We start from the raw sequence: 18863 nt of genomic DNA, 5'->3' as shown, positions 1-18863 counted from the left end.
CGCCGGCCTGGCAGCGGCATCTGACGGCCGTGCACAGCGAGATCAGGATCAGGCGCGACGCGCTCGCGACCGCTCTCGCCGCCCGCATGCCGGAGGCGGAGGTGCATCTGCTGCCCATCGGCGGGATGCACCTGTGGGTACGCCTGCCCGCAGAGATCGACGAGAACGCGCTGGTCGAGACCGCCAGGCGGAACGGGGTGCTGGTGAGCCCCGGCAGGATGTACTACCCGTCCGAACCGCCGGGCCCCAGGATCCGGGTGACGCACATGGCCGCCGCCCATCTGGCTGAACTGCACGAAGGGGTGCGGCGGCTCGCCCAGACGTTGGCTGAGGTCTCATAGCCTGGCGACTCGCCGGACGTCGGCTGAGGTCTCATAGACAACACGCCGCGTCTTGCGTGGGATCGCCGATGAAGAGGGGTTCGCGTCGTCTCCAAGGGCCAAACACCGATACGGTGTAACTCGTGCCTTGTGGCATGGACGGCAGGCGAAGGAGCGGGCCGAGATGGCAGACGTAGGCGTCCGGGCGGCCCGGCGCGAGGATGTGCTCCAGGTTGCGAACACTCAGATCCGCGCCTGGCGCTACGGCTATCGGGATTTCCTCCCCGAAGGCCCACTCGAGCAGATGACAGGCCCGGCAGCCGAGAAGATGTGGCTCCGCCAGTGGGACGAGGCGATCGTCGCCCCGCCCACCCCCAGGCACAGGGTCCTGGTGGCGGTGGAGACCATCCTCGACACTGAGGGCTTCCCCGCCCTCGGCGCGGGCGGCAGCGCCGCCCTGACCACCCCCCGGGGTGGCGAGCGCGTGGTGGGGCTGGCCTCACACGCTCCCGCCGAGGATCCCGACCTGGACCCCACCGTGGCGGCCGAGATGCTGACACTGCTGGTCGACCCCGATTTCGTACGAAGGGGCCACGGCAGCAGGCTGCTCAACGCCACCGTCGACTACCTGCGCGAGGACGGCTTCCGGCAGATCGTCACCTGGGTGTTCGCCGACAACTACGCGGTGCTCGGCTTCCTGGAGTCGGCGGGCTGGGGCGAGGACATGGCCGAGCGTGTGCTGGACATGGGCCGCCCGATCAGGATGGTCAGGCTCACCACGGACATCAGCTAGAGGACGAATATGGCAACACCCGGCCAGTGGATCGCCGGCGCTCGCCCGCGTACCCTCCCGAACGCCGTCGTGCCCGTCATGGTGGGCACCGGCGTGGCGATCGGCGAGGACGGATTCGTGTGGTGGCGGGCGATCCTGGCACTGCTCGTAGCACTTTCGCTGCAGATCGGCGTCAACTACGCCAACGACTACAGCGATGGCATCCGCGGCACCGACGACCAGCGGGTCGGCCCGATGCGGCTGGTGGGCTCGCGGGTGGCCGCGCCGCGGCAGGTGCTGGTCGCCGCGCTGACCTGTTTCGCGGTCGCGGCGGTGCTGGGGCTCGTCCTGGTCGTCGTCACGCGGGCGTGGTGGATCCTGCTGGTGGGCGCCGCGTGCATCGCCGCCGGCTGGTTCTACACGGGCGGCAAGCGTCCGTACGGCTACCGCGGGCTGGGCGAGCTGGCCGTGTTCGTGTTCTTCGGCGTCGTTCCCGTGGTGGGCACCGCGTACGTGCAGACGGGGTCGCTGAGCTGGCCCGCGTTCTTCGCGTCGATCCCGGTTGGGCTGCTCTCGTGCTCGATGCTCGTGGTCAACAACCTGCGGGACGTCGGGACGGACGGCCAGGCGGGCAAGCGCACGCTGGCCGTGGTGCTGGGGGCGGAGCGCACTCGTACGCTCTATGTGGCCTGCCAGGTGGTGCCGTTCGTGGTGGCGCTGGGGATGGTCCCGGTCACGCCGTGGGCCGCGCTCGCGCTGCTCGCCGCCCCGCTGTCGATCGCCCCGATCAGGACCGTGCGGGCCAAGGCCGTGGGCCCGGCGCTGATCGCGGTGCTGCAGCAGACGGGCAAGCTGCAGATGGCCTACGGGCTCCTGTTCGCGGTAGGACTCGCGATCATCTTCTAGGCTTGGGCGGGTGAAGGACTTCATCGCGGGGCTCCCCAAGTGCGAGCTGCATCTGCACATCGAGGGCACGCTGGAGCCCGAACTCAAGCTCGAGCTGGCCGAGCGCAACGGCCTGGAGCTGCCGTACGCCTCCGTCGAGGAGATGCGGGCCGCCTATGACTTCGACGACCTGCCGTCCTTCCTCAAGATCTACTACGAGGGCATGCAGGTGCTGCGCACCGAGCCCGACTTCTACGACCTGGCCATGGCCTATCTGCGCAAGGCGGCCGAGCAGAACGTCCGCTACGCCGAGATCTTCTTCGACCCGCAGGCCCACACCTCGCGAGGCGTGCCGTTCGACGTGGTGATCAGGGGCCTGCGGCGGGCGCTGATGGACGCCGAGGCGCGGCTCGGGGTGCGGGCACAGCTCATCATGTGCTTCCTGCGCGACTTCCAGGCCGAGTACGCGATGGCGACGCTGCTGGAGTCGCTGCCGTACAAGGAGTGGATCGCGGGCGTGGGGCTCGACTCCGACGAGAAGGGCAACCCTCCGGCCAAGTTCGCGGCGGTCTATGAGCGCGCCAGGCAGGAGGGCTACCTCCTGACGATGCACTGCGACGTCGACCAGGACGACTCGATCGAGCACATCCGCCAGGCCGTCGAGGACATCGGGGTCAACCGCATCGACCACGGGGTCAACATCCTGGAGGACCAGCGGCTGGTCGGGGTGGTCCTGGAGCGGGGCATGGGGCTGACCTGCTGCCCGATCTCCAACGGCTACGTCACCGACTCGATGAAGGCCGAGGGCATCCGCAAGCTGATGGACCTGGGTGTGCGAGTGACGATCAACTCCGACGACCCCGCCTATTTCGCCGGCTACGTCGGGGAGAACCTCGAAGCGCTCCAGGAGGCGCTCCAGCTCAGCCGGGAGGAGCTGGCCCAGCTCGAGCGCAACGCCTTCGAGATCACCTGGCTGCCCAGGCATCTCAAGGACGCCTACCTGGCCGAGGTGGACAACTATCTCGCCTCCAGAGGCTAGCGAAGGCGATATCACAGTTCGATAACCCGTGATATTCGGCGATGCGGACGATGCATCCTCTTACTAGGGGGAATCATGCCCGATATCGCAATGCTCTCGGACGCGCCGGTGGATTGGCGTGGGGACCTTCTCCAGTTCCGTCGGTACGTCGACCCGCTCGTTTCGGTCATTACCAATCCACGTACCCAGACGCCGTTCACCATCGGCGTTTTCGGCGCGTGGGGAAGCGGGAAATCGACCCTGCTGCAAATGGTCGACCAGCGGCTGCTCGACCGGCACGGCGCGGAGTTCGTACGTGTCCATTTCAACCCCTGGGTGCACCGCCGCGAGCCCGAGATGCTCCTCCCCCTCCTGAACGCCCTGCACACGGCGCTGGACCAGGACCCCGCGCACCGCTTCGCCGACAGCGTCAAGCGGCTCGGCGTCATCATGCTGAACCTCGCCGCCGACGAGCTCCTGAAGCGGATCAACGTGGGCTCCGCGAGCGTGGAGAAGATCGGCAAGCTCGCCCAGCAGTACGCCGAGATGCGCGGCCAGGTCGACAGCCAGACCGGCCGCCTGCGCGGGCTCCTGCAAGAAGAGGCCAACCGCCTGGCCGAAAAAGGCCGAAAAATCATCTTCTTCGTTGACGATCTCGACAGGTGCGAACCCGACCAGATCATCGACGTGCTCGAGTCGATCAAACTCTTCCTCGACCTCAAGAACGTCTTCGTGATGATCGCGCTGTCCAAGGACGTGGTCGACCGCGGGGTGTCGGTGAAGTACAAGCCGTTCGACTTCCCCGACCACGCCGTCATCGCCGACGACTACCTCGACAAGATGATCCAGCTCCCGCTGCACCTCTACCCGATCGGATCGGCGGAGGTGGGCGACTTCATTCGCGGCTCGCTCCTGGGCGATCTGGCGGCCAAGCACGTCGCGACGCTGGAGCGGATCGTCGCGCCGAACCCGCGGAAGATCAAACGCGTGCTCAACCTGCTGCGGGTGACGGAGGCCATCATCGCGGGCACGCCGAGCCTGGCCGGGTTACAGCCCGACCTCGTCGTGCGCCTGGTGGTGCTGCGCGTGCAGAGCCCCGAGCTGTTCATGGACGTGGTGCGGCGGCCGGCGCTGCTGGTGGCGCTGGAGCTGGTCTACCAGGACAAGCTGGCGACCGACGCGCTCAAGGGCTTCCAGCTGCGCTTCGGTGCGCGGGCCGAGGACATCCAGGGCTTGACGAAGGCGTACCAGGGCAAGCACGATTTCCTCGCGCCGCTGTTCGCGGGCTCGGCGTTCGAGCCGGCCGCCGCCGAGCTGCCCGACTACCTGACCATGATCGGCGGGTGAGATGCACCCCGCCGACGCCCGCTACGAGCTCTACGGCCTGCGAGCCAATCCCTACGCCGTCAAGCCCCTGGACGCCGTCGCCTGTGACTCCGATCGCGAGATGTTGCTCGAGCTGGCCGGCATCCGCCTGCGGGCGATCGAAGAGGCCGTCGAGCGGGCGGTCGCCAGGAAGCGGCCCGCCTTCTTCCTGATCACCGGGGTGGGCAAGAGCGGCCGGACCTCGCTGGCCAACCACGTGATGCGCCTCTACAGGGACGCCTGCGAGAAGCCCGGCTACACGTTCGCGACCCACTACGCCGAGCCCGAGGACATGACGCACGACGCGTACGCGCAGATGTGCTCAACGCTCCTCGACCTGCGCAACAAGATGAACGAGTGCGCGATCAAGATCCCTGACGAGCTCCGCGCCAGCTTCACCGAGCTCAGCCGGCGCAGCAGCACGGACCCCATGAACGAGTACGACCTGCAGGAGATCGCCGGGTTCGCCGGCGCCACTTTCGCCGCCGCGAACGCCGGCTTCGGCGTCCGGTACGAGGGCGTGCCGACCAAGAAGCTGATCTGGCTGGCCACCAAGGTGTTCGAGAGCACGAGCACGGTCGTCGTCTTCGTCGTGGACGCCTACGACCACGCGAACACCCCCCAGCTGACCATGGCCGACCGGGAGCGGTTCGCCACACGGGGGCACATCGTGGACCTGGGCGCCCTGACGCCGGAGCAGATCTCCGAGCTGGCCAGCCGCCGGTGGAACGGCCGGCCGCCTCCTCCCTTTCACGAGGATGGGCTCAGGGACGCCCTGAGCGGCCGCACGTACACCGTGGGCCAGGCCATGCGGCGCCTGGAGCTGCTGCTCGAGTTCCGACTCAGAGAGTACGAGAAGGACGACCCGTGGCCGACGGCCGACCTGCACATGCCCGAGAGCTGGCTGCGGCTCAGGATCTGGCAGGGCGAGAGATGGAACGGGCTTGGAGGCATCCATGGCTGACTACCCCCGGCGCAACCCCTTCCCGGCCCGAGGCACCTCCAGCGCGGAGGAGACCTCCCTCCCCGGCTTCCTGAGCGAGTGGTCGCGCCACACCCCCACCGCGATCCTCCCGGGTGTGCGCGGAGCCCTGCGGGGGGCCAGGGTGTACCTCGAGGGCTTCCCTCGCGACGGCGGGCTCAGCTGCCTGTACGGCGCCCACGGCATCGGCAAGACACATGCCGCCCGCCACATGATGGCCTTCGTCCACGGCGAGAACCCCGAGGCGGTCCAGGTCTACCTGCGCTTCGCCGAGGACGACTTCGTCGCCGCCTACCGCCGCCTGGCCTCCCAGCTGCCGCAGACGCTGCTCGCCGACCTGAGCCTGAGCTACCTGGACACGATCGAGGGCGACCTGACCGCCAGAGCGGTCGGCGACAGGGTCCCCGCCGAGGGCGAACCGGTGGAGCTGCTCGGCGCCGACCAGGTCGAGTCCGGGGAAGTGCTGGAGGAGCAGGCCAAGGAGATCGCCGCCGTTGCGGGGGACGCGCCGCGGTTCCAGCGGGCGCTGTCGTATCTGATCAGGCCCGGCTACTCCGAGGCCGCCTACGACTGGCTGTGCGGCCGGCCGATCAGCCCCGACGCCGCGGCCGCGATCGGGGTCGGCGGCCAGATCGACGATCCCCTGACCTGCCGCTACGGCCTGCAGCTGCTGACCACGCTGGTGACCAGAGGCGGGCGGCCGTTCGTGGTGGTGCTCGACCAGTGCGAGAAGTTCCTGCTGGAGGACGGCGAGCCGGTGCCCGCGAACATCGGCCTCCTGCAGGGCCTGGTCGAGACGATCCCGGGGGCCTCCGGACTGCTCCTGCTGGTGACCAGCGAGAGCGGATGGGACTGCATGCCGCAGGACCTGCGCCAGCGGCTCGACGCCGGTGCCTGCCACATGCTGCCGCTCACGCCGGACGAGGCGCGGCAGGTGCTGGCGGTGTACATCGGCGCCGCTCTCAAGGCGCACTCCGACGGCATCTGGCCGTTCACCGAGAAGGGCCTGCTGGAGCTGCTGCGTCACAGCGGCGGCAACATCCGCCTGCTGCTGCAGCTCGCCTGGTCGAGCTTCGAGGCCGCGGCGCCGCGCTCGTCGCCGATCGACGCGGCGGTGGTCTCAGGCGCCTCGTCGCGCCACAGTCGTTCCCCCAGCCTCGCCCGCCTGGCGATGCTCGTCGAGAACGAGCTACGCGCGGGCGGGCTCGCCGCCGAGCGGGTCGAGGAGAACGGCCGGATCATGTCGTTCCAGCTGCCCGACCGGCACGAGCCGCGAGCGGTGATCAAGCTGTCCGAGGCGGTGTTCTTCGACGACGAGGCGCTCAACGCGACCGAACTCGTCGGCTCCGCCGCCCGCTCGGCCTTCACGGCGCTGCTCGTCACGGGATACGTCAGCCCGCCGGTGCTGGACGCGCTGCGTGGCGCGCTGCCCACGGTGCTGGTGGCCGACGGCTCCACCGGCTTCACCCGGGAGCTGCACGGGCTCGTCGAGCGGATCGTCTCCATGCCCGTACGAGCCGGCCAGCCGGACGAACTCGACCTGACGCGGGCACGCCTGGAGGAACTCGCCGTCGAGCGGCTCGGTGAGGCGGCGGCGCTGCGCCGCGAGCTCGCCAACCTGGCCGAGCGGCTCGAACACGACCAGCGCAAACCACGTCCCGGCTGGCCCGCCCGGCGCGCGGACCTGGTGGAACGCATCTCCCAGGTCAGGACCGAGCGTGCCGCGGCGGACTGGGCGGAGTTCCGCAGGAGCCGCACCGACGTCGTCAACCAGCGGGAGACGCTGCTCGGCTGGCTGGCCGTGTCCATCGGCGCGGCGGTGGTGCTGATCGCCATCGCCCTGGCGACCGCCTCGCTCAACTCGATCCCGTTGAGCTCGGCGCTGGTGGCCGGGGCGCTCGTCGGGGCGGGCGGCGCTGTGCTCACCGAGAGGAGGCTGGCCGCGGCCAGAGTGAGCCACCCGAAGGCGATCCTGCAGTCCGAGCGCGACCTCGACCGGCTCGCCCGGGAGACGAGGCCGGACGCGCGCTCCGTCGACCCGCTCAGGCGCTACGCCTACGCGCTCAAGACCGACCCGGACGAGGCGTATCCCCAGCTGGCGGAGGCCCTGCTGCGGGAGTCGCTGCCCCTGGTCAGGCAGGCCATGGGGCGCCGCCTGGCCGCCTCCGCCCGCCCTCCCGCGGACTGCGTGCCCGAGGTGCTGCGCGGGCGGCGCGAGGGCGTTCCCGAGGTCCTGCTGCTGCTGGCGCGCAGGCAGCGGCGCGCCGAGCCGGACCGGCCGCCGCGCGTGCTCCGCGACCTGCAGCCCGAACTGCGCGTGCTCGTCGCGCTCGCCAACCCGGACGCGCTCGACCTGGCCGACGGCGCGGTCACGCAGCAACCCGCCGACCTCGCGCTGGAGGCGCTCGGCGTGCGCGGGCCGCAGCACCCGCTCGCGCGGGCCTTCCGCGGCAGCGTGGCCCAGACCGCGCCGATCGAGATCCCGCCGAACGCGCTCAGGGCCACCGCGCATCTGCTGTCCCCGCTGGAACGCGACGGGCTCGGCACATACGACTGGCTCCCACTGATCACGAAAATAGATGATCTATACCTATTTTTCGAGGAATTGCTGTATTACCAAGAGGAAATTCGCTCTAACAGCCATAAATCTTGACTAGCCCTCGAAGTCGTGAGACATAGGGACCGGGGGCCAGCGCCGTTTCCCGCTCGATCGAGCCCAGGTTGGGGCGCACGACGCATAAAGGGGTAGCCCTTGTTAGGAAGCCCTGATTCGCAGCCGCTGCTCACCGGGGGATTCCCCGAATTACTCGACGTCGAGGCGCTGCTGGCCGGCGGCTGGAAACCGCTGGCGTTCCAGCAGTACATACTGAAGATTCACAGCCGCTGCGATCTCGCCTGCCGCCACTGCTACGTGTACGAGATGGCGGACCAGAGCTGGCGCGACCAGCCCCGCAGGATGTCCGACGCCATCGCCGAGCGAGCGATCGAGCGGATCGCGGAGCACGCCACCCGGCACGACCTGCCGGAGATCGACATCGTCCTGCACGGCGGCGAGCCGCTGCTCGCGGGGCCCGAGCTCATCTCCCGGCTGGTACGCGGCATCAGGGGCGCGGTCACCACCGGCACCCGGGTCAACGTCAACATCCAGACCAACGCGGTCCGGCTCGACGAGGAGTATTTGCGGCTGTTCGAGTCGCTGGAGATCCGCGTCGGGGTGAGCATGGACGGCTACGCGGAGGGCCACGATCGGCACCGCCGCTTCGCCAACGGACGCGGCAGCCACGCCCTGGTCAGCGAGTCGCTGCGGCGGCTGACCGCAGGGCCGTACCACCACCTGTTCAGCGGGATCCTGTGCACGGTGGACGTGCGTAACGATCCGCTGCGGACGTATGAGGCGCTGCTGGAGTACGACCCGCCCGCAATCGATTTCCTCCTCCCGCACGGCAACTGGGCGACGCCGCCTCCCTTCCGCGTGCCGGGCTCCCCCGAGACGCCGTACGCCGACTGGCTGATCACGATCTTCGATCGCTGGTATGACAGCCCGGTCCTGCAGACCGAGGTCCGGTTGTTCCGCGAGATCATGCGCCTGCTGATGGGCGGCCACTCCCGAGCGGAGGCCGTCGGGCTGTCGCCGATACGCATGATCGTGATCGAGACGGACGGCAGCATCGAGCAGTCGGACATCCTGAAGAGCGCCTACCAGGGCGCGCCCGAGACCCGGCTGCACATCCTCCGGGACCCGCTGGACAAGGCGCTGCGGCATCCGTCGATCGTCGCGCGGCAGATCGGCGAGCCGGCGCTCTCCCCCGATTGCCGCCGCTGCGACCTCGTGTCCATCTGCGGCGGTGGCCTCTACGCCCACCGTTACAGCCCCGGCGCCGGCTTCGCCGAGCGCTCGGTCTACTGCTCCGACCTGTACCGGCTGATCTCGTACATCGGCGCGCGGTGCGCGCGCGACGTGGCGCGGCTGCGGGGAGCGGGATGAGCCCGTCTCCGCACCAGATCTCGAGCACGTCGTTCTCCGCGCTGGCCACCAGCGGGGGCGGCGCGCAGGCCGTGGCCGAGCTGTGCGCCGCGCAGGAGAGCAAGCACCGCCTGCTGGTGCCGCTGATCGCGGCCGAGGCCGGGACACACCGGCACGCCGCCCTCGTGGCACGCGCCTACGAGGCGCTGTCGGAGATGGAGGCGGACGCACCCGAGGAGGTCGGCCGCCTCCTGCGCCACCCCGCGCTGGGCGCGTGGGCGCTGAGCACGTGCCGGGGCCGCGCGGAGCCCGGACGGCTGGCGGCGGTCGCACTGGCCGCGGCCGTGCGCACGCGTACCGCCTGCCGCCTGGACGTGCCGGTCGGCGACTCGCTCATGCTGCCCTCGGTGGGCCTGCTGAGCCTGCCCGGCGACCTGCCGGAGGTGGCCGAGGTCTCGGTCGAGCCCGTGGCGGGCGGGGCCGAGCTGCAGGTCGGCGGCCGTACGTACCTGGTGGACTTGTCGGGCGACCGGCCAGGCTGGCAGGTCCTCCACCGCGTCGCCGTCGCGCCCGGCGTGACCATGACCATCGACGACCTGGACCCGTACCGCTGGCCTGGAGACGACGCCGACGGGCGGCTGACCGGCGAGCAGCGGCTCAGGTGGGCCTCCTGCCTGCGCGAGGCGTGGGAGATCCTGCGGTCACGCCACCGGACGGTGGCGGACGAGGTGGCCGCCGCGGTCTCGGTGCTCACACCCGTGGTCGCCCGCTCGACCGACCAGTACAGCGCCTCCGCGCGGGTCACGTTCGGCACGATCGCGCTGTCCGACCCGATCGACGGCATCGGCATGGCGCTGACCCTTGCCCACGAGCTCCAGCACGCCAAGCTGGACGCGCTCAGCGCGGTGGCGGAGCTGACCCTGCCCGACGACGGGCGCCGCTTCTACGCGCCCTGGCGCCCGGACCCGCGCCCGCTCTTCAGCCTGCTGCACGGCGCGTACGCGCACGCGGGGGTGGCCGGGTTCTGGCGGCGGCACACCGAGGACGCCGAGCACGGCCCGCAGGCCCAGGTCGAGTTCGCCCGCTGGCGTGAGGCCGCGTACCAGGCGACCGGGACGCTCCTGGACAGCGACGGGCTGACCGAGGCAGGCACCCACTTCGTGTCCGCGCTGCGCGACACGCTGGGCCGCTGGCGGGCAGAGCCGGTGACGCCTGCCGCCGCCGCCCAGGCCCGCCTGAAGTCCGAGCACCACAGGAAGGCCTGGGTCAGGGCGAACACTCAGGTTTAGATCGGCGGCGGGTCGAAGTCGCTGTGGAGCCGCTCGCCGGCGAGCACCGAGAGGGTCTCTGGGTGGTCGCGCCCGAGGACCGCGTCCAGCCGTCGCGTCGTGTCCGTCAGCAGCTGCTCAGCCTCCTTCTCCGCGCCGGCGGCCCGCAGGTCGAGGGTCAGGTTGGCGGCGCACACGAGGCTGAGGTAGTGGTCGGGGTCGAAGGCCGCCTGGATCCGCCGGTGGTTCTCCTCGCCCAGACGGCGGGCCTCGTCGTGCAGGCCGAGCGTGGCCAGGTCGTTCTGCAGGTTGATGGCGCAGCTGACGGTGTAGTCGTGGTCGCGGCCGAGCCGCTCGGTGAGACCGGCCAGGGCCCGTTCGCTGATCTGGCGAGCCTTGGCTGGGTTGCCGTTCAGGCGCGTGAGCAGCGCCAAGTTGATGTTGCCCGCGTGGGTGAACGGGTGATCGGCGCCGAACACCTCGGGATAGTGGCCGAGCCCACGCTCCACCATCTCCAGCGCCTCTCCGAGGTCGCCGTTGGCCCGCAGCGCGTTGGACAGGCCGACGGCCGCAGCCATCGTGTCGGCGTGTCCGTCTCCGTACAACCGCTCCAGGCGGGTGTGGGTGTCCCGCATGAGCACGAGGGCCTCGGGCAGCCGCCCGCTCCGGCGCATGGAGATCGCGAAGTCCTTGGCCGCCAGCAGGGTGATGGGATGGTCATCGCCGAGCTGCGCCACGCCGTACTGGTACGCCTCCTCGGCCATGTCGGTGGCGACCTGGAACTGACCGCTCAGCCGCACGGCCCGGCTCAGGTTGCTCCATGTGGAGAGCAGAACGCGGCGCCCGATGCCTTCCGCGCTGCTTCTTTGAAGGTAGACCTCCTGGAGCAGCTTCCCGGCTCTGTCATAGTCGCTCGTCAACGCGTAGTCGATCGCCAGGTTGTTACGGGCTCGCAGGGTGTCGGTGGCTCGGGGACCGGTCACCCGCTCGTATGCCTCGAGCAGCTCCTGGTCGTTCTGCCGTGCCTGGAAGAACTCACCGCGACCACGGAGCGCTCCCGCGTAGCTGTTCTTCGCCCACAGCGTTTCCGGACGCTCGGGGCCGAGTTCCTCGATCATCACCTGCAAGGTCTCTGACATGATCTCGTAGGCCCTGGTGTAGGAGGTCAGGCCCAGGTAGACGATGCCCAGGTGGATGCGGGCGACCAGCACGTCGACATGCCGGGCGCCACTGGCCTCAGTCCACTGCACGATGTACTGGTTCAGCAGCGACTCCGCCTGTCTGTAACTGCCGCGCACGTACAGGTAGCGCACGAGGTCGAGGGCGAACCCGCGTACAGACGGCAGCGTGCAGTCGATGAGTCCGGAAGGCTCCAGGTGGGCGGCCAGCTCTTCGAACTGGGGCCACTTGGCCGTGTCGTCGGGGTCGCTCGGCGCGGAGCCCGCCAGTAGCAGGTGCACTTCGTGGCGCAGTTCCTCGCGATCCTCCGGGCTGGTCTCGTCGCGGAGCAGCGCCTGGTTGAGCCGGTGGACCTGGAGGGTGCGGGTGGACGGCTCCACCTTGACCAGGGCGAGGCGCTCGAGATTGCTCAGCGCGTTGGTGAGGATGATCGTGTCGGAAAGGATCTTGCCCAGCCGGGGGCCCACCGCCTGGTTTCCCCGGCGGAAGACGTCCCGCGGGATGGGCTCGGGGCCGAAGAACGCACAGCAGCGCAGCAGCTCGACCGCCTCAGGTACGCGGTCTTCGAGCTGCGAGACCGACACCTGCCAGGCCGCCGTCATGGACTGCGGGTAGGTCGGCGACTTCTCCAGGCTGAGCACGTCGCCCGTCCGCTTCTTCACCAGGCCGACGTACTCGTCGACCGACATCAGCGTGCGCGACAGCAGGGCGGCGGCCTGCTCCAGCGCGAGCGGGAGGTCGCCGAGCACCTCGGCGACCAGGTTGGCCTCGGACTCGGTCACCGCACCGGCCAGGCGCTTGAGCAGGAACGCCATGCTCTCCTCGCGTTTGAACACGTCCACCGCGATCGTGTCCTCGTGGTCGCTCCAGCGCGAGTTGCGTGAGGTGATGATGACATGGCCCGGCCCTCTGGGGAGGTATTCCTTGATCAGCTCGGGTTCCTCGGCGTTGTCGAAGATCACCAGCCAGCTGCGGTAGGGCTCCCCGCTCTGCAACGCGCGCAGCACCGACTGCGCCGCCTGCTCCACCCCGGTGCTGGTGGCGGGCGGCAGGCCGAGCGCGGTGGTCATCGCGGCCAGGGACGACGGCACGAGCATGGGCTGGTCGGCCGAGACCCACCAGACCAGGTCGTAATGGGTGCGGTACTGCCAGGCGTACTCGACGGCGAGCTGCGTCTTGCCCACACCGCCGAGGCCCTGCAGCGCCATGGGCTGCGCCACCACGGCGGTCACAGGGCTGATGCTCTTCCTCAGCGCGAGCAGGAGGTCCGTGCGGCCGGTGAAGTTCGGATTACGCTTCGGGACCCGTTCAAAGACCTTGGGCCCGTGCGCCGCCATGGAGTGCGAGTTTTCCGACACGTCAATCCTCCGCTCAGCGTCCGAACAGGTTCGATATCCGTATGGCCCCATCGTAAAGGTTGATTAGTCGGACGGTTTATCACAGAATAAATACACATAAAAAAAATCTTGCTCGACCCGGTCGGGCAGGACCTGTGCGCACGCTCATAAGCGCCCACATGTCACCCGACATTCGGGTGACCGAAAAGGACGGAGTGCACATGCGTGACGGGCAGTATGGTTCGGGCAAGCTGATCGACGTGACAGCCGTTTCCCTGCGCAGTCTCCACGAGATGGACAGCGCCGCGCTCCGGGAAGTGCTGACCTCATGCCTGACCGACGACAAGGAGCAAATGGCACGCTTCCAGAGCTCCATTTAAGACATACTCCGCATATACCACCAGCGAGCCTGAAACCGGGCGCGCCCGGACAACAATTCATCTCCGCGGGTGGGTGTGCCGGCCGCGCCGGACGTGCAAGGATATCGATCTCCTTGACCGTCACGCAGGAAATGTGCGATGAAACGCGGCTGCGGAGGGGATCGCCATGACGACTTCCGGCATGGGTGCGCAGGCGGCGCCGGGACCGTACAAAGGCTCGCGCGCTTTTCGCGCTGAAGACCGCCACCGATTCTTCGGCCGTGGGGCCGAATCCCACGAGGTGCGCAAGCTGTGGCGCGAGCAGCGGCTGACCGTCCTGTACGGCGCCTCAGGGATCGGGAAGACCTCGCTGCTCCAGGCGGGCGTCCTGCCGCTGTTCAGCCCGGGCGCGGTCGACGTCCTCCCGCTCGGCCGGGTGTCCTACGGGTCGTCCTTTCCGCGGGCCGCGCTGCCTCCCCACAATCCGTACGTTCTCGCGCTGCTGATGTCGTGGGCGCCGATGGCGCCGCCCACCCGGCTGGTGGGCATGACGATTGCGGCTTTCCTCCGGTCCCGGCCGGTCAAGCGCGACGCCTTCGGCGAGCCGACGCCCATCCTGATGGCCATCGACCAGGTCGAGGAGCTCTTCACCGGCGGGCAGGGGCATCAGCCGTACCGGCGCTGGTTCTTCGGCCAGCTCGCCGAGGCGCTCCGCGACGACTCCCGCCTCCGCCTGCTGCTGTCGATCCGCGCGGACCGGCTCCCCGACCTCCTGAAGTACGAACGCGAGTTAGCCGACGCCCTGGACGAATGCGAGCGTGGCGAATCGAGCCCGGAGCGCTACGCTCTGGAGGCGCTGAGCCTGGACGGCGCGCTGGAAGCGGTCACCAGGCCGGTCGAGGGCACGGGGTGCGCGTTCGCCGAGGGCGCGGCCGAGCAGGTGGTGGGGGACCTCATCGCGATCAGGACGCGGTCGGGCGGCCGGCATGAGGGCCAGGCCGTGGAGCCGGTCCAGCTGCAGGTGGTCTGCGAGTCGCTGTGGAGATCCCTGCCCCCGGAGACCACCGAGATCAGGAAGAGCGACGTGCTCAGGTACGCCGACAGGGCGCTGTCCGAGCACTACGCCAGGGAGATCCATGGGATCGCCGCCGAACGGTTCAACGGTGACGCTCGCAGGCTGACAACCTGGCTGCGGCTGACCTTCCCCGGCCGGGCAGGGGGCGGGCCGCAGGCCGTCCGGCAGGGCTCGATCAGGTCGGCGGGGGTCGGCAAGACCGTGATCGCCCTGCTGGTGAAGCGCCGCCTCCTCCGCGCCGACCAGCACCTGGGCGAGAGCTCGTACGAGCTGGCGTACGACCGGCTGCTCCAACCGGTCAGGCAGGACGACCAGAGCGTGGAGGTCGTCCCCGTCGAGCTGTGCTCCGAGGACTGCCTCCGCGAGGCGGAGGGCGCGCTGCGCGAGGGCGATCTCTTCCTGGCGGCCAAGCTCGGCCAGGAGGCGCTGGCCCGGGCACAGGAGCATGACCTCGCGCTGCGCGCGCAGATCGAGTCGCTGCTCGGCAACGTCGCCCATCAGTACGGGGACCTGGAGAAGGCCATCGCCCACTACGGCACGGCCGCCCAGAGCTTCGAGACCGCCGGGACGGCGTCCGCCGTCGGGCCCCTGCTCACGGCGATCGGGAGGCTGCGACTGGCGCAGGGCTCGCCCGCCGCGGCCGTGCGCGAGTTGCACGCCGCGATGATTCGCGTACCGGCGGATCTGACGATCCAGACGGAGCTGGCCTGGGCGCTGTGGCAAGGCGGGCATCCGGACGCGGCTGTGGGCGTGCTCAACGGCGTACTCGACAGGGAGGGCAACAACACCGACGCCCTGCTCGGCCGCGGCCAGATCCTGGCCGGCATGGGACGGCCGCACGCCGCGCTGCGCGATCTCGACCGGGCCGGGCCCCTGCGCTGGCCGTTGGCCAAGGTCGCGCACGCGCTCGCGCTCGCGCAGACCGACAGCATGCAGGAGGCCCAGCAGGAGATGGTGGAGGCCCTGGCCGAGGCCGTGGACCACGGGCCGGTGCTGCTGTACGCGGCGCGCGTGGAGGAGCTGGCGGGCAAGACCTCCTCGGCCACGGCGCTGGCCCAGCAGGCCATCGCGGCCTCGGCCCCCGCGCTACCCGAGCACATGGCCGGGGACGCCCGGCGGCTGGCCCGCGTCGGGTGAATGCCGCGACCGTCAGGCGGCGCTCGCGGGCGAGACCGGGACCAGGTTGTCGCGGAGCGCCCGCATGCGGGTGGCCGGCACCGCCACACAGAGCATCGCGAGGAGCAGCACGAACGAGCCGCCCGCCACGCCGAACCAGGTCACCAGGAAGCCGCCCAGAGGCGCCGCGAGGCAGATGGCGCCGTGGGACGTCAGCCGGGAGACGCCGACCACGCGGGCCAGCGTCTTGGGAGGGATGCACTCCACCTCGATGGCCCTGATGCACACGTTGCTCACCGCACCGCCGAAGCCGGTGATGAACAGCGCGACGGCGAAGAAGACCGGCCGGATCTCCAGCGTCGCGCCGAGCGCGGCAGTGGACAGCGCCGCGACCCAGACCCACATGTGAACGAGCAGGATGGACCGCATCGGCCGCCTGAGGTAGGGGGTCATGGCCGCCCCGACGGCTCCCCCCACTCCGGCGGACGCCAGCACGAGCCCGACGGTCAACGACGTGAGGCCGCTGGAACCGGCCACGAAAATCATGATCATCGCGTTCACCATCAAGTTGGTGATGGCGATGAGCGCGACCGAGGCACGAAGAAACGGCTGATATTTGAGTGCCCGGAATCCGGCCAGCAGGTCGCGTTGCAGCGGCGGACGCGCCGGCCGCCGGTTGGGGCCCGTGCGCATCCCGAAGAACAGGACGAACGACACGGTGAAGAGCACGGCGTTGACCGCGAACGGCATCAGATATGCCAGCCCGAACAGGTAGCCGCCGAGCGGCTTGCCCGCGAGCGAGGCCAGATGGCTGGCGCTCTCGGTCCTGGCCAGCGCGTACCGCAGCTCTGTCCGCCCCACCAGGGACGGCACCAATGACATCTCCGCCAGCATGTAGAGCACCCACATCGCGCCCTCGACGAGCGCGGCCAGGATCACATGCGGCAGCCACACCTCACCGAAGAACAGGGCCACGCACACGCTCGCCACGGTCAGCCCGCGCACGGACTCGGCGAAGAGCACGATTGAACGCGGCGGTATCCGGTCGACCAGGACCCCGCCAGGAACATAGAGGATCAGGATCGGGAGCGTCAGGGCGAACCCGGTCCAGCCCGCCGCGGCGGGTGACCCCGTCACCGCCAGGGCCAGGAGCGGATAGACCACGCCGAGGGTGCGGGTGCCGATCGTGGAGATGGCCGATCCGGCCCAGACTCGGACGAAATCCGCCGTCCAACGAGGCGGCGAACCGCGCCGCGCCGCGTCAGTTCCTTTCACGCCCCCGCCGCTTCCCTTGGGCCGCATGGCCTCTGCGTCATCAATACGCGTGGGAACAGCGACATACTGCTCACAACGGGATGGACGGGAAAACGTTGACAACATATTGGCGCTGCAACCCGTTGAAGTATAGCCAGGTAACGTGCAGGTGGGAGCCATTCCGGCTCGCCAAATTCCGTACATTTACCGACCACATTGCACTGTTTATGGTAACTATCGCATAATCAGGAGTAATGGCCGCTCAGATGGTGACTTCAGACCTTATGATCGACAATGCCCGGTTGGCGCGCGACCTCGCCGCCCTCGGGATCGGATCCGGGCAGGTCCTGCTCGTGCATTCCGCGCTCAGCCGCATCGGTCACGTCAAAGGCGGCCCCGGCACGGTGGTCGCGGTGCTCCGCGAGCTGCTCGGCGGCGACGGCACTCTCGTCGTCCCCAGCGGCACCTCGGCCAACTCCGACACCTCGCCGCACTACCGCAGCGCCGTCGCGGGGATGAGCCCGGAGGAGATCGCTCGTTACCGCTCCGCGATGCCGGCCTACGATCCCCGATCCACCCCGTCCACCTCGATGGGCCGGATCGCCGAATGCGTACGCACCCTGCCCGGCGCCCGCCGCAGCGCCCATCCGCAGACGTCCTTCGCCGCCATCGGATCCCGGGCGGCGGCGATCACCGACGGGCACGCTCGCGACTGCCTGCTGGGCGAGCGCTCCCCGCTCGCCCGGCTCTACGACGCCGGAGCCCTGGTCCTGCTGCTCGGCGTCGGCTATGACAAGTGCACCGCCTTCCACCTGGCCGAATACCGCTACACCAGCGCCCCGCCCCGGCGCAGCTTCCGCGCCGTGGTCGACGACGGGCAGGGGCCCGAATGGTGCGAGTTCGTGGACGTGGACGTGGACATGAGCGACTTCGAGGCCCTGGGCGCGGACTTCGACGGGACCGGCGCCGTGCGGCGCGGACTGGTCGGCGCCGCAGAGGCCCGCCTGTTCCCGCTGATCGCCGGCGTGGACTACGCCGTCGACTGGTTCGCCGCCCACCGCCGGAGCTAGCGGCGCATCACCACGCGGGGCGCGACCTCGATCCCCAGCTCGCGCTCGTGCTCCACCACCGCACGCAACTCCGGCCCCCACTCCTCCTCGGGCATCACCGAGAAGCCGTGCCGCGCGTACCACGGCGCGTTCCAGGGCACGTCACGGTACGTCGTCAGCGTCACGGCAGGTGCCCCGGCGGCCCGCGCGTGGTCGACGACCGCCGTCACCAGCCGGCCGCCGATGCCCTGGCGCGTGCTCCGCGGATGCACGGCCAGCTGCTCCAGGTGCAGGTTGCCGTCCACCCACCCGACCAGCGCGAACCCCGCCGGAGGCGTCCCCTCCACCAGGACGGCCCCGGGATCGTCCACCTCTTCGATCATGGTCGTGCCGGACGGGAACACGATGCCCACCTGCTCGAAAAGCCCGTCCGCCGCCAGCTCCACAGCCACCAGCCCGGCCAGCTCCCCCGCCTCGGCCCATCGCACCATGCCGACACGATCTCATGTTTCAGGCGGATCTCACCGCTCGTATTAGTGTTTGTGCTCATAGGCTCGGCTGTGCGGAGCCGAGACCCCCTCCTCATGGCGTGCCCACGACCATCCGGTGGTGGGCACGTCGTGTGCGGCCAGCCGCGGAAGCCGCCTCAGAGGTCGAGGAGCGGCTCCAGGCCCACGGTGAGGCCGGGCAGTTCGCGCACGCGGCGCACCCCGAGCAGCACGCCCGGTGTGAACGCCGACCTGCTCATCGTGTCGTGCCGGATCGTGAGGATCTCGCCGTCGCCGCCCAGCAGCACCTCCTGGTGCGCGATCAGCCCGGACAGCCGCACCGCGTGCACGTGCACGCCCCCGACGTCGGCCCCGCGGGCGCCGTCGAGCGCGGTGCTCGTGGCGTCGGGCATCTGCCCGAGCCCTGCCTTG

At 69.8% G+C, this 18863-nt stretch carries 16 protein-coding genes; 12 read left to right on the top strand and 4 right to left on the bottom strand.

Features of this window, described 5'->3' with window-relative positions; translation table 11 throughout:
- The 9 genes from AB0J09_RS29755 to AB0J09_RS29715 form a co-directional block, all read left to right on the top strand.
- Positions 1 to 341 (top strand): aminotransferase class I/II-fold pyridoxal phosphate-dependent enzyme (locus AB0J09_RS29755; RefSeq protein ID WP_360698223.1); only part of this gene is annotated, 341 nt, incomplete at its 5' end.
- Positions 342 to 504: 163 nt separating this feature from the next.
- Complete coding sequence (locus tag AB0J09_RS29750; protein ID WP_360698221.1) at positions 505 to 1113, top strand: GNAT family N-acetyltransferase; 609 nt, start codon at positions 505 to 507, stop codon at positions 1111 to 1113.
- 9 nt (positions 1114 to 1122) lie between these two features.
- Complete coding sequence (locus tag AB0J09_RS29745; RefSeq protein ID WP_360698219.1) at positions 1123 to 1998, top strand: 1,4-dihydroxy-2-naphthoate polyprenyltransferase; 876 nt, start codon at positions 1123 to 1125, stop codon at positions 1996 to 1998.
- Between the two features lie 10 nt (positions 1999 to 2008).
- A complete protein-coding gene (locus AB0J09_RS29740) occupies positions 2009 to 3016 on the top strand; it encodes an adenosine deaminase (protein ID WP_360698217.1) in 1008 nt (335 codons plus the stop codon).
- Between the two features lie 75 nt (positions 3017 to 3091).
- Positions 3092 to 4342 (top strand): P-loop NTPase fold protein, encoded by a 1251-nt coding sequence (locus tag AB0J09_RS29735; protein ID WP_360698216.1) that lies wholly within the window; start codon positions 3092 to 3094, stop codon positions 4340 to 4342.
- Position 4343: 1 nt separating this feature from the next.
- Complete coding sequence (locus tag AB0J09_RS29730) at positions 4344 to 5324, top strand: hypothetical protein (RefSeq protein WP_360698214.1); 981 nt, start codon at positions 4344 to 4346, stop codon at positions 5322 to 5324.
- The gene (locus tag AB0J09_RS29725; protein WP_360698212.1) at positions 5317 to 7995 is read left to right on the top strand and encodes a hypothetical protein; all 2679 of its coding nucleotides are present in this window, start codon (positions 5317 to 5319) and stop codon (positions 7993 to 7995) included. Before AB0J09_RS29730 ends, AB0J09_RS29725 begins: the two co-directional genes overlap by 8 nt.
- Positions 7996 to 8094: 99 nt before the next feature.
- Positions 8095 to 9327: an FxsB family cyclophane-forming radical SAM/SPASM peptide maturase gene (locus AB0J09_RS29720; RefSeq protein ID WP_360698210.1), complete on the top strand. Its 1233-nt coding sequence runs from the start codon at positions 8095 to 8097 to the stop codon at positions 9325 to 9327.
- On the top strand, positions 9324 to 10595 hold the full coding sequence (locus AB0J09_RS29715; RefSeq protein WP_360698208.1) for an HEXXH motif domain-containing protein: 1272 nt from the start codon (positions 9324 to 9326) through the stop codon (positions 10593 to 10595). Before AB0J09_RS29720 ends, AB0J09_RS29715 begins: the two co-directional genes overlap by 4 nt.
- Here the strand turns inward: AB0J09_RS29715 and fxsT are convergent.
- Positions 10592 to 13111, bottom strand: a complete 2520-nt coding sequence (fxsT, locus tag AB0J09_RS29710) for an FxSxx-COOH system tetratricopeptide repeat protein (RefSeq protein WP_360698206.1) — start codon at positions 13109 to 13111, stop codon at positions 10592 to 10594. The genes AB0J09_RS29715 and fxsT overlap by 4 nt on opposite strands.
- Positions 13112 to 13311: 200 nt before the next feature.
- Here fxsT and AB0J09_RS29705 point away from each other — a divergent pair, with 200 nt between their 5' ends.
- Both AB0J09_RS29705 and AB0J09_RS29700 read left to right on the top strand, forming a co-directional pair.
- Complete coding sequence (locus AB0J09_RS29705) at positions 13312 to 13470, top strand: hypothetical protein (RefSeq protein ID WP_360698204.1); 159 nt, start codon at positions 13312 to 13314, stop codon at positions 13468 to 13470.
- A 166-nt stretch (positions 13471 to 13636) separates the two neighbouring features.
- Positions 13637 to 15661: a tetratricopeptide repeat protein gene (locus tag AB0J09_RS29700; RefSeq protein ID WP_360698202.1), complete on the top strand. Its 2025-nt coding sequence runs from the start codon at positions 13637 to 13639 to the stop codon at positions 15659 to 15661.
- Positions 15662 to 15673: 12 nt separating this feature from the next.
- Here AB0J09_RS29700 and AB0J09_RS29695 read toward each other — a convergent pair whose 3' ends face one another.
- Complete coding sequence (locus AB0J09_RS29695) at positions 15674 to 16915, bottom strand: MFS transporter (RefSeq protein ID WP_360698201.1); 1242 nt, start codon at positions 16913 to 16915, stop codon at positions 15674 to 15676.
- Positions 16916 to 17178: 263 nt separating this feature from the next.
- On the opposite strand from AB0J09_RS29695, the gene AB0J09_RS29690 reads away from it, so the two are divergent.
- Complete coding sequence (locus tag AB0J09_RS29690) at positions 17179 to 17964, top strand: AAC(3) family N-acetyltransferase (RefSeq protein WP_360698200.1); 786 nt, start codon at positions 17179 to 17181, stop codon at positions 17962 to 17964.
- On the opposite strand, the gene AB0J09_RS29685 is transcribed toward AB0J09_RS29690, so the two are convergent.
- Together AB0J09_RS29685 and AB0J09_RS29680 are read right to left on the bottom strand one after the other, a co-directional pair.
- Complete coding sequence (locus AB0J09_RS29685) at positions 17961 to 18434, bottom strand: GNAT family N-acetyltransferase (RefSeq protein WP_360698198.1); 474 nt, start codon at positions 18432 to 18434, stop codon at positions 17961 to 17963. The genes AB0J09_RS29690 and AB0J09_RS29685 overlap by 4 nt on opposite strands.
- Before the next feature lie 155 nt (positions 18435 to 18589).
- On the bottom strand, positions 18590 to 18863 hold a 274-nt coding region (locus AB0J09_RS29680; RefSeq protein WP_360698196.1), incomplete at its 5' end, for a dihydrodipicolinate reductase C-terminal domain-containing protein.

The organism is Nonomuraea sp. NPDC049784 (genome assembly GCF_040659615.1).
Classification (GTDB): Bacteria; Actinomycetota; Actinomycetes; order Streptosporangiales; family Streptosporangiaceae; genus Nonomuraea.
The sequence above is the reverse complement of the archived record's forward strand: the minus strand, read 5'-3'. Positions and strand labels throughout refer to the sequence as shown.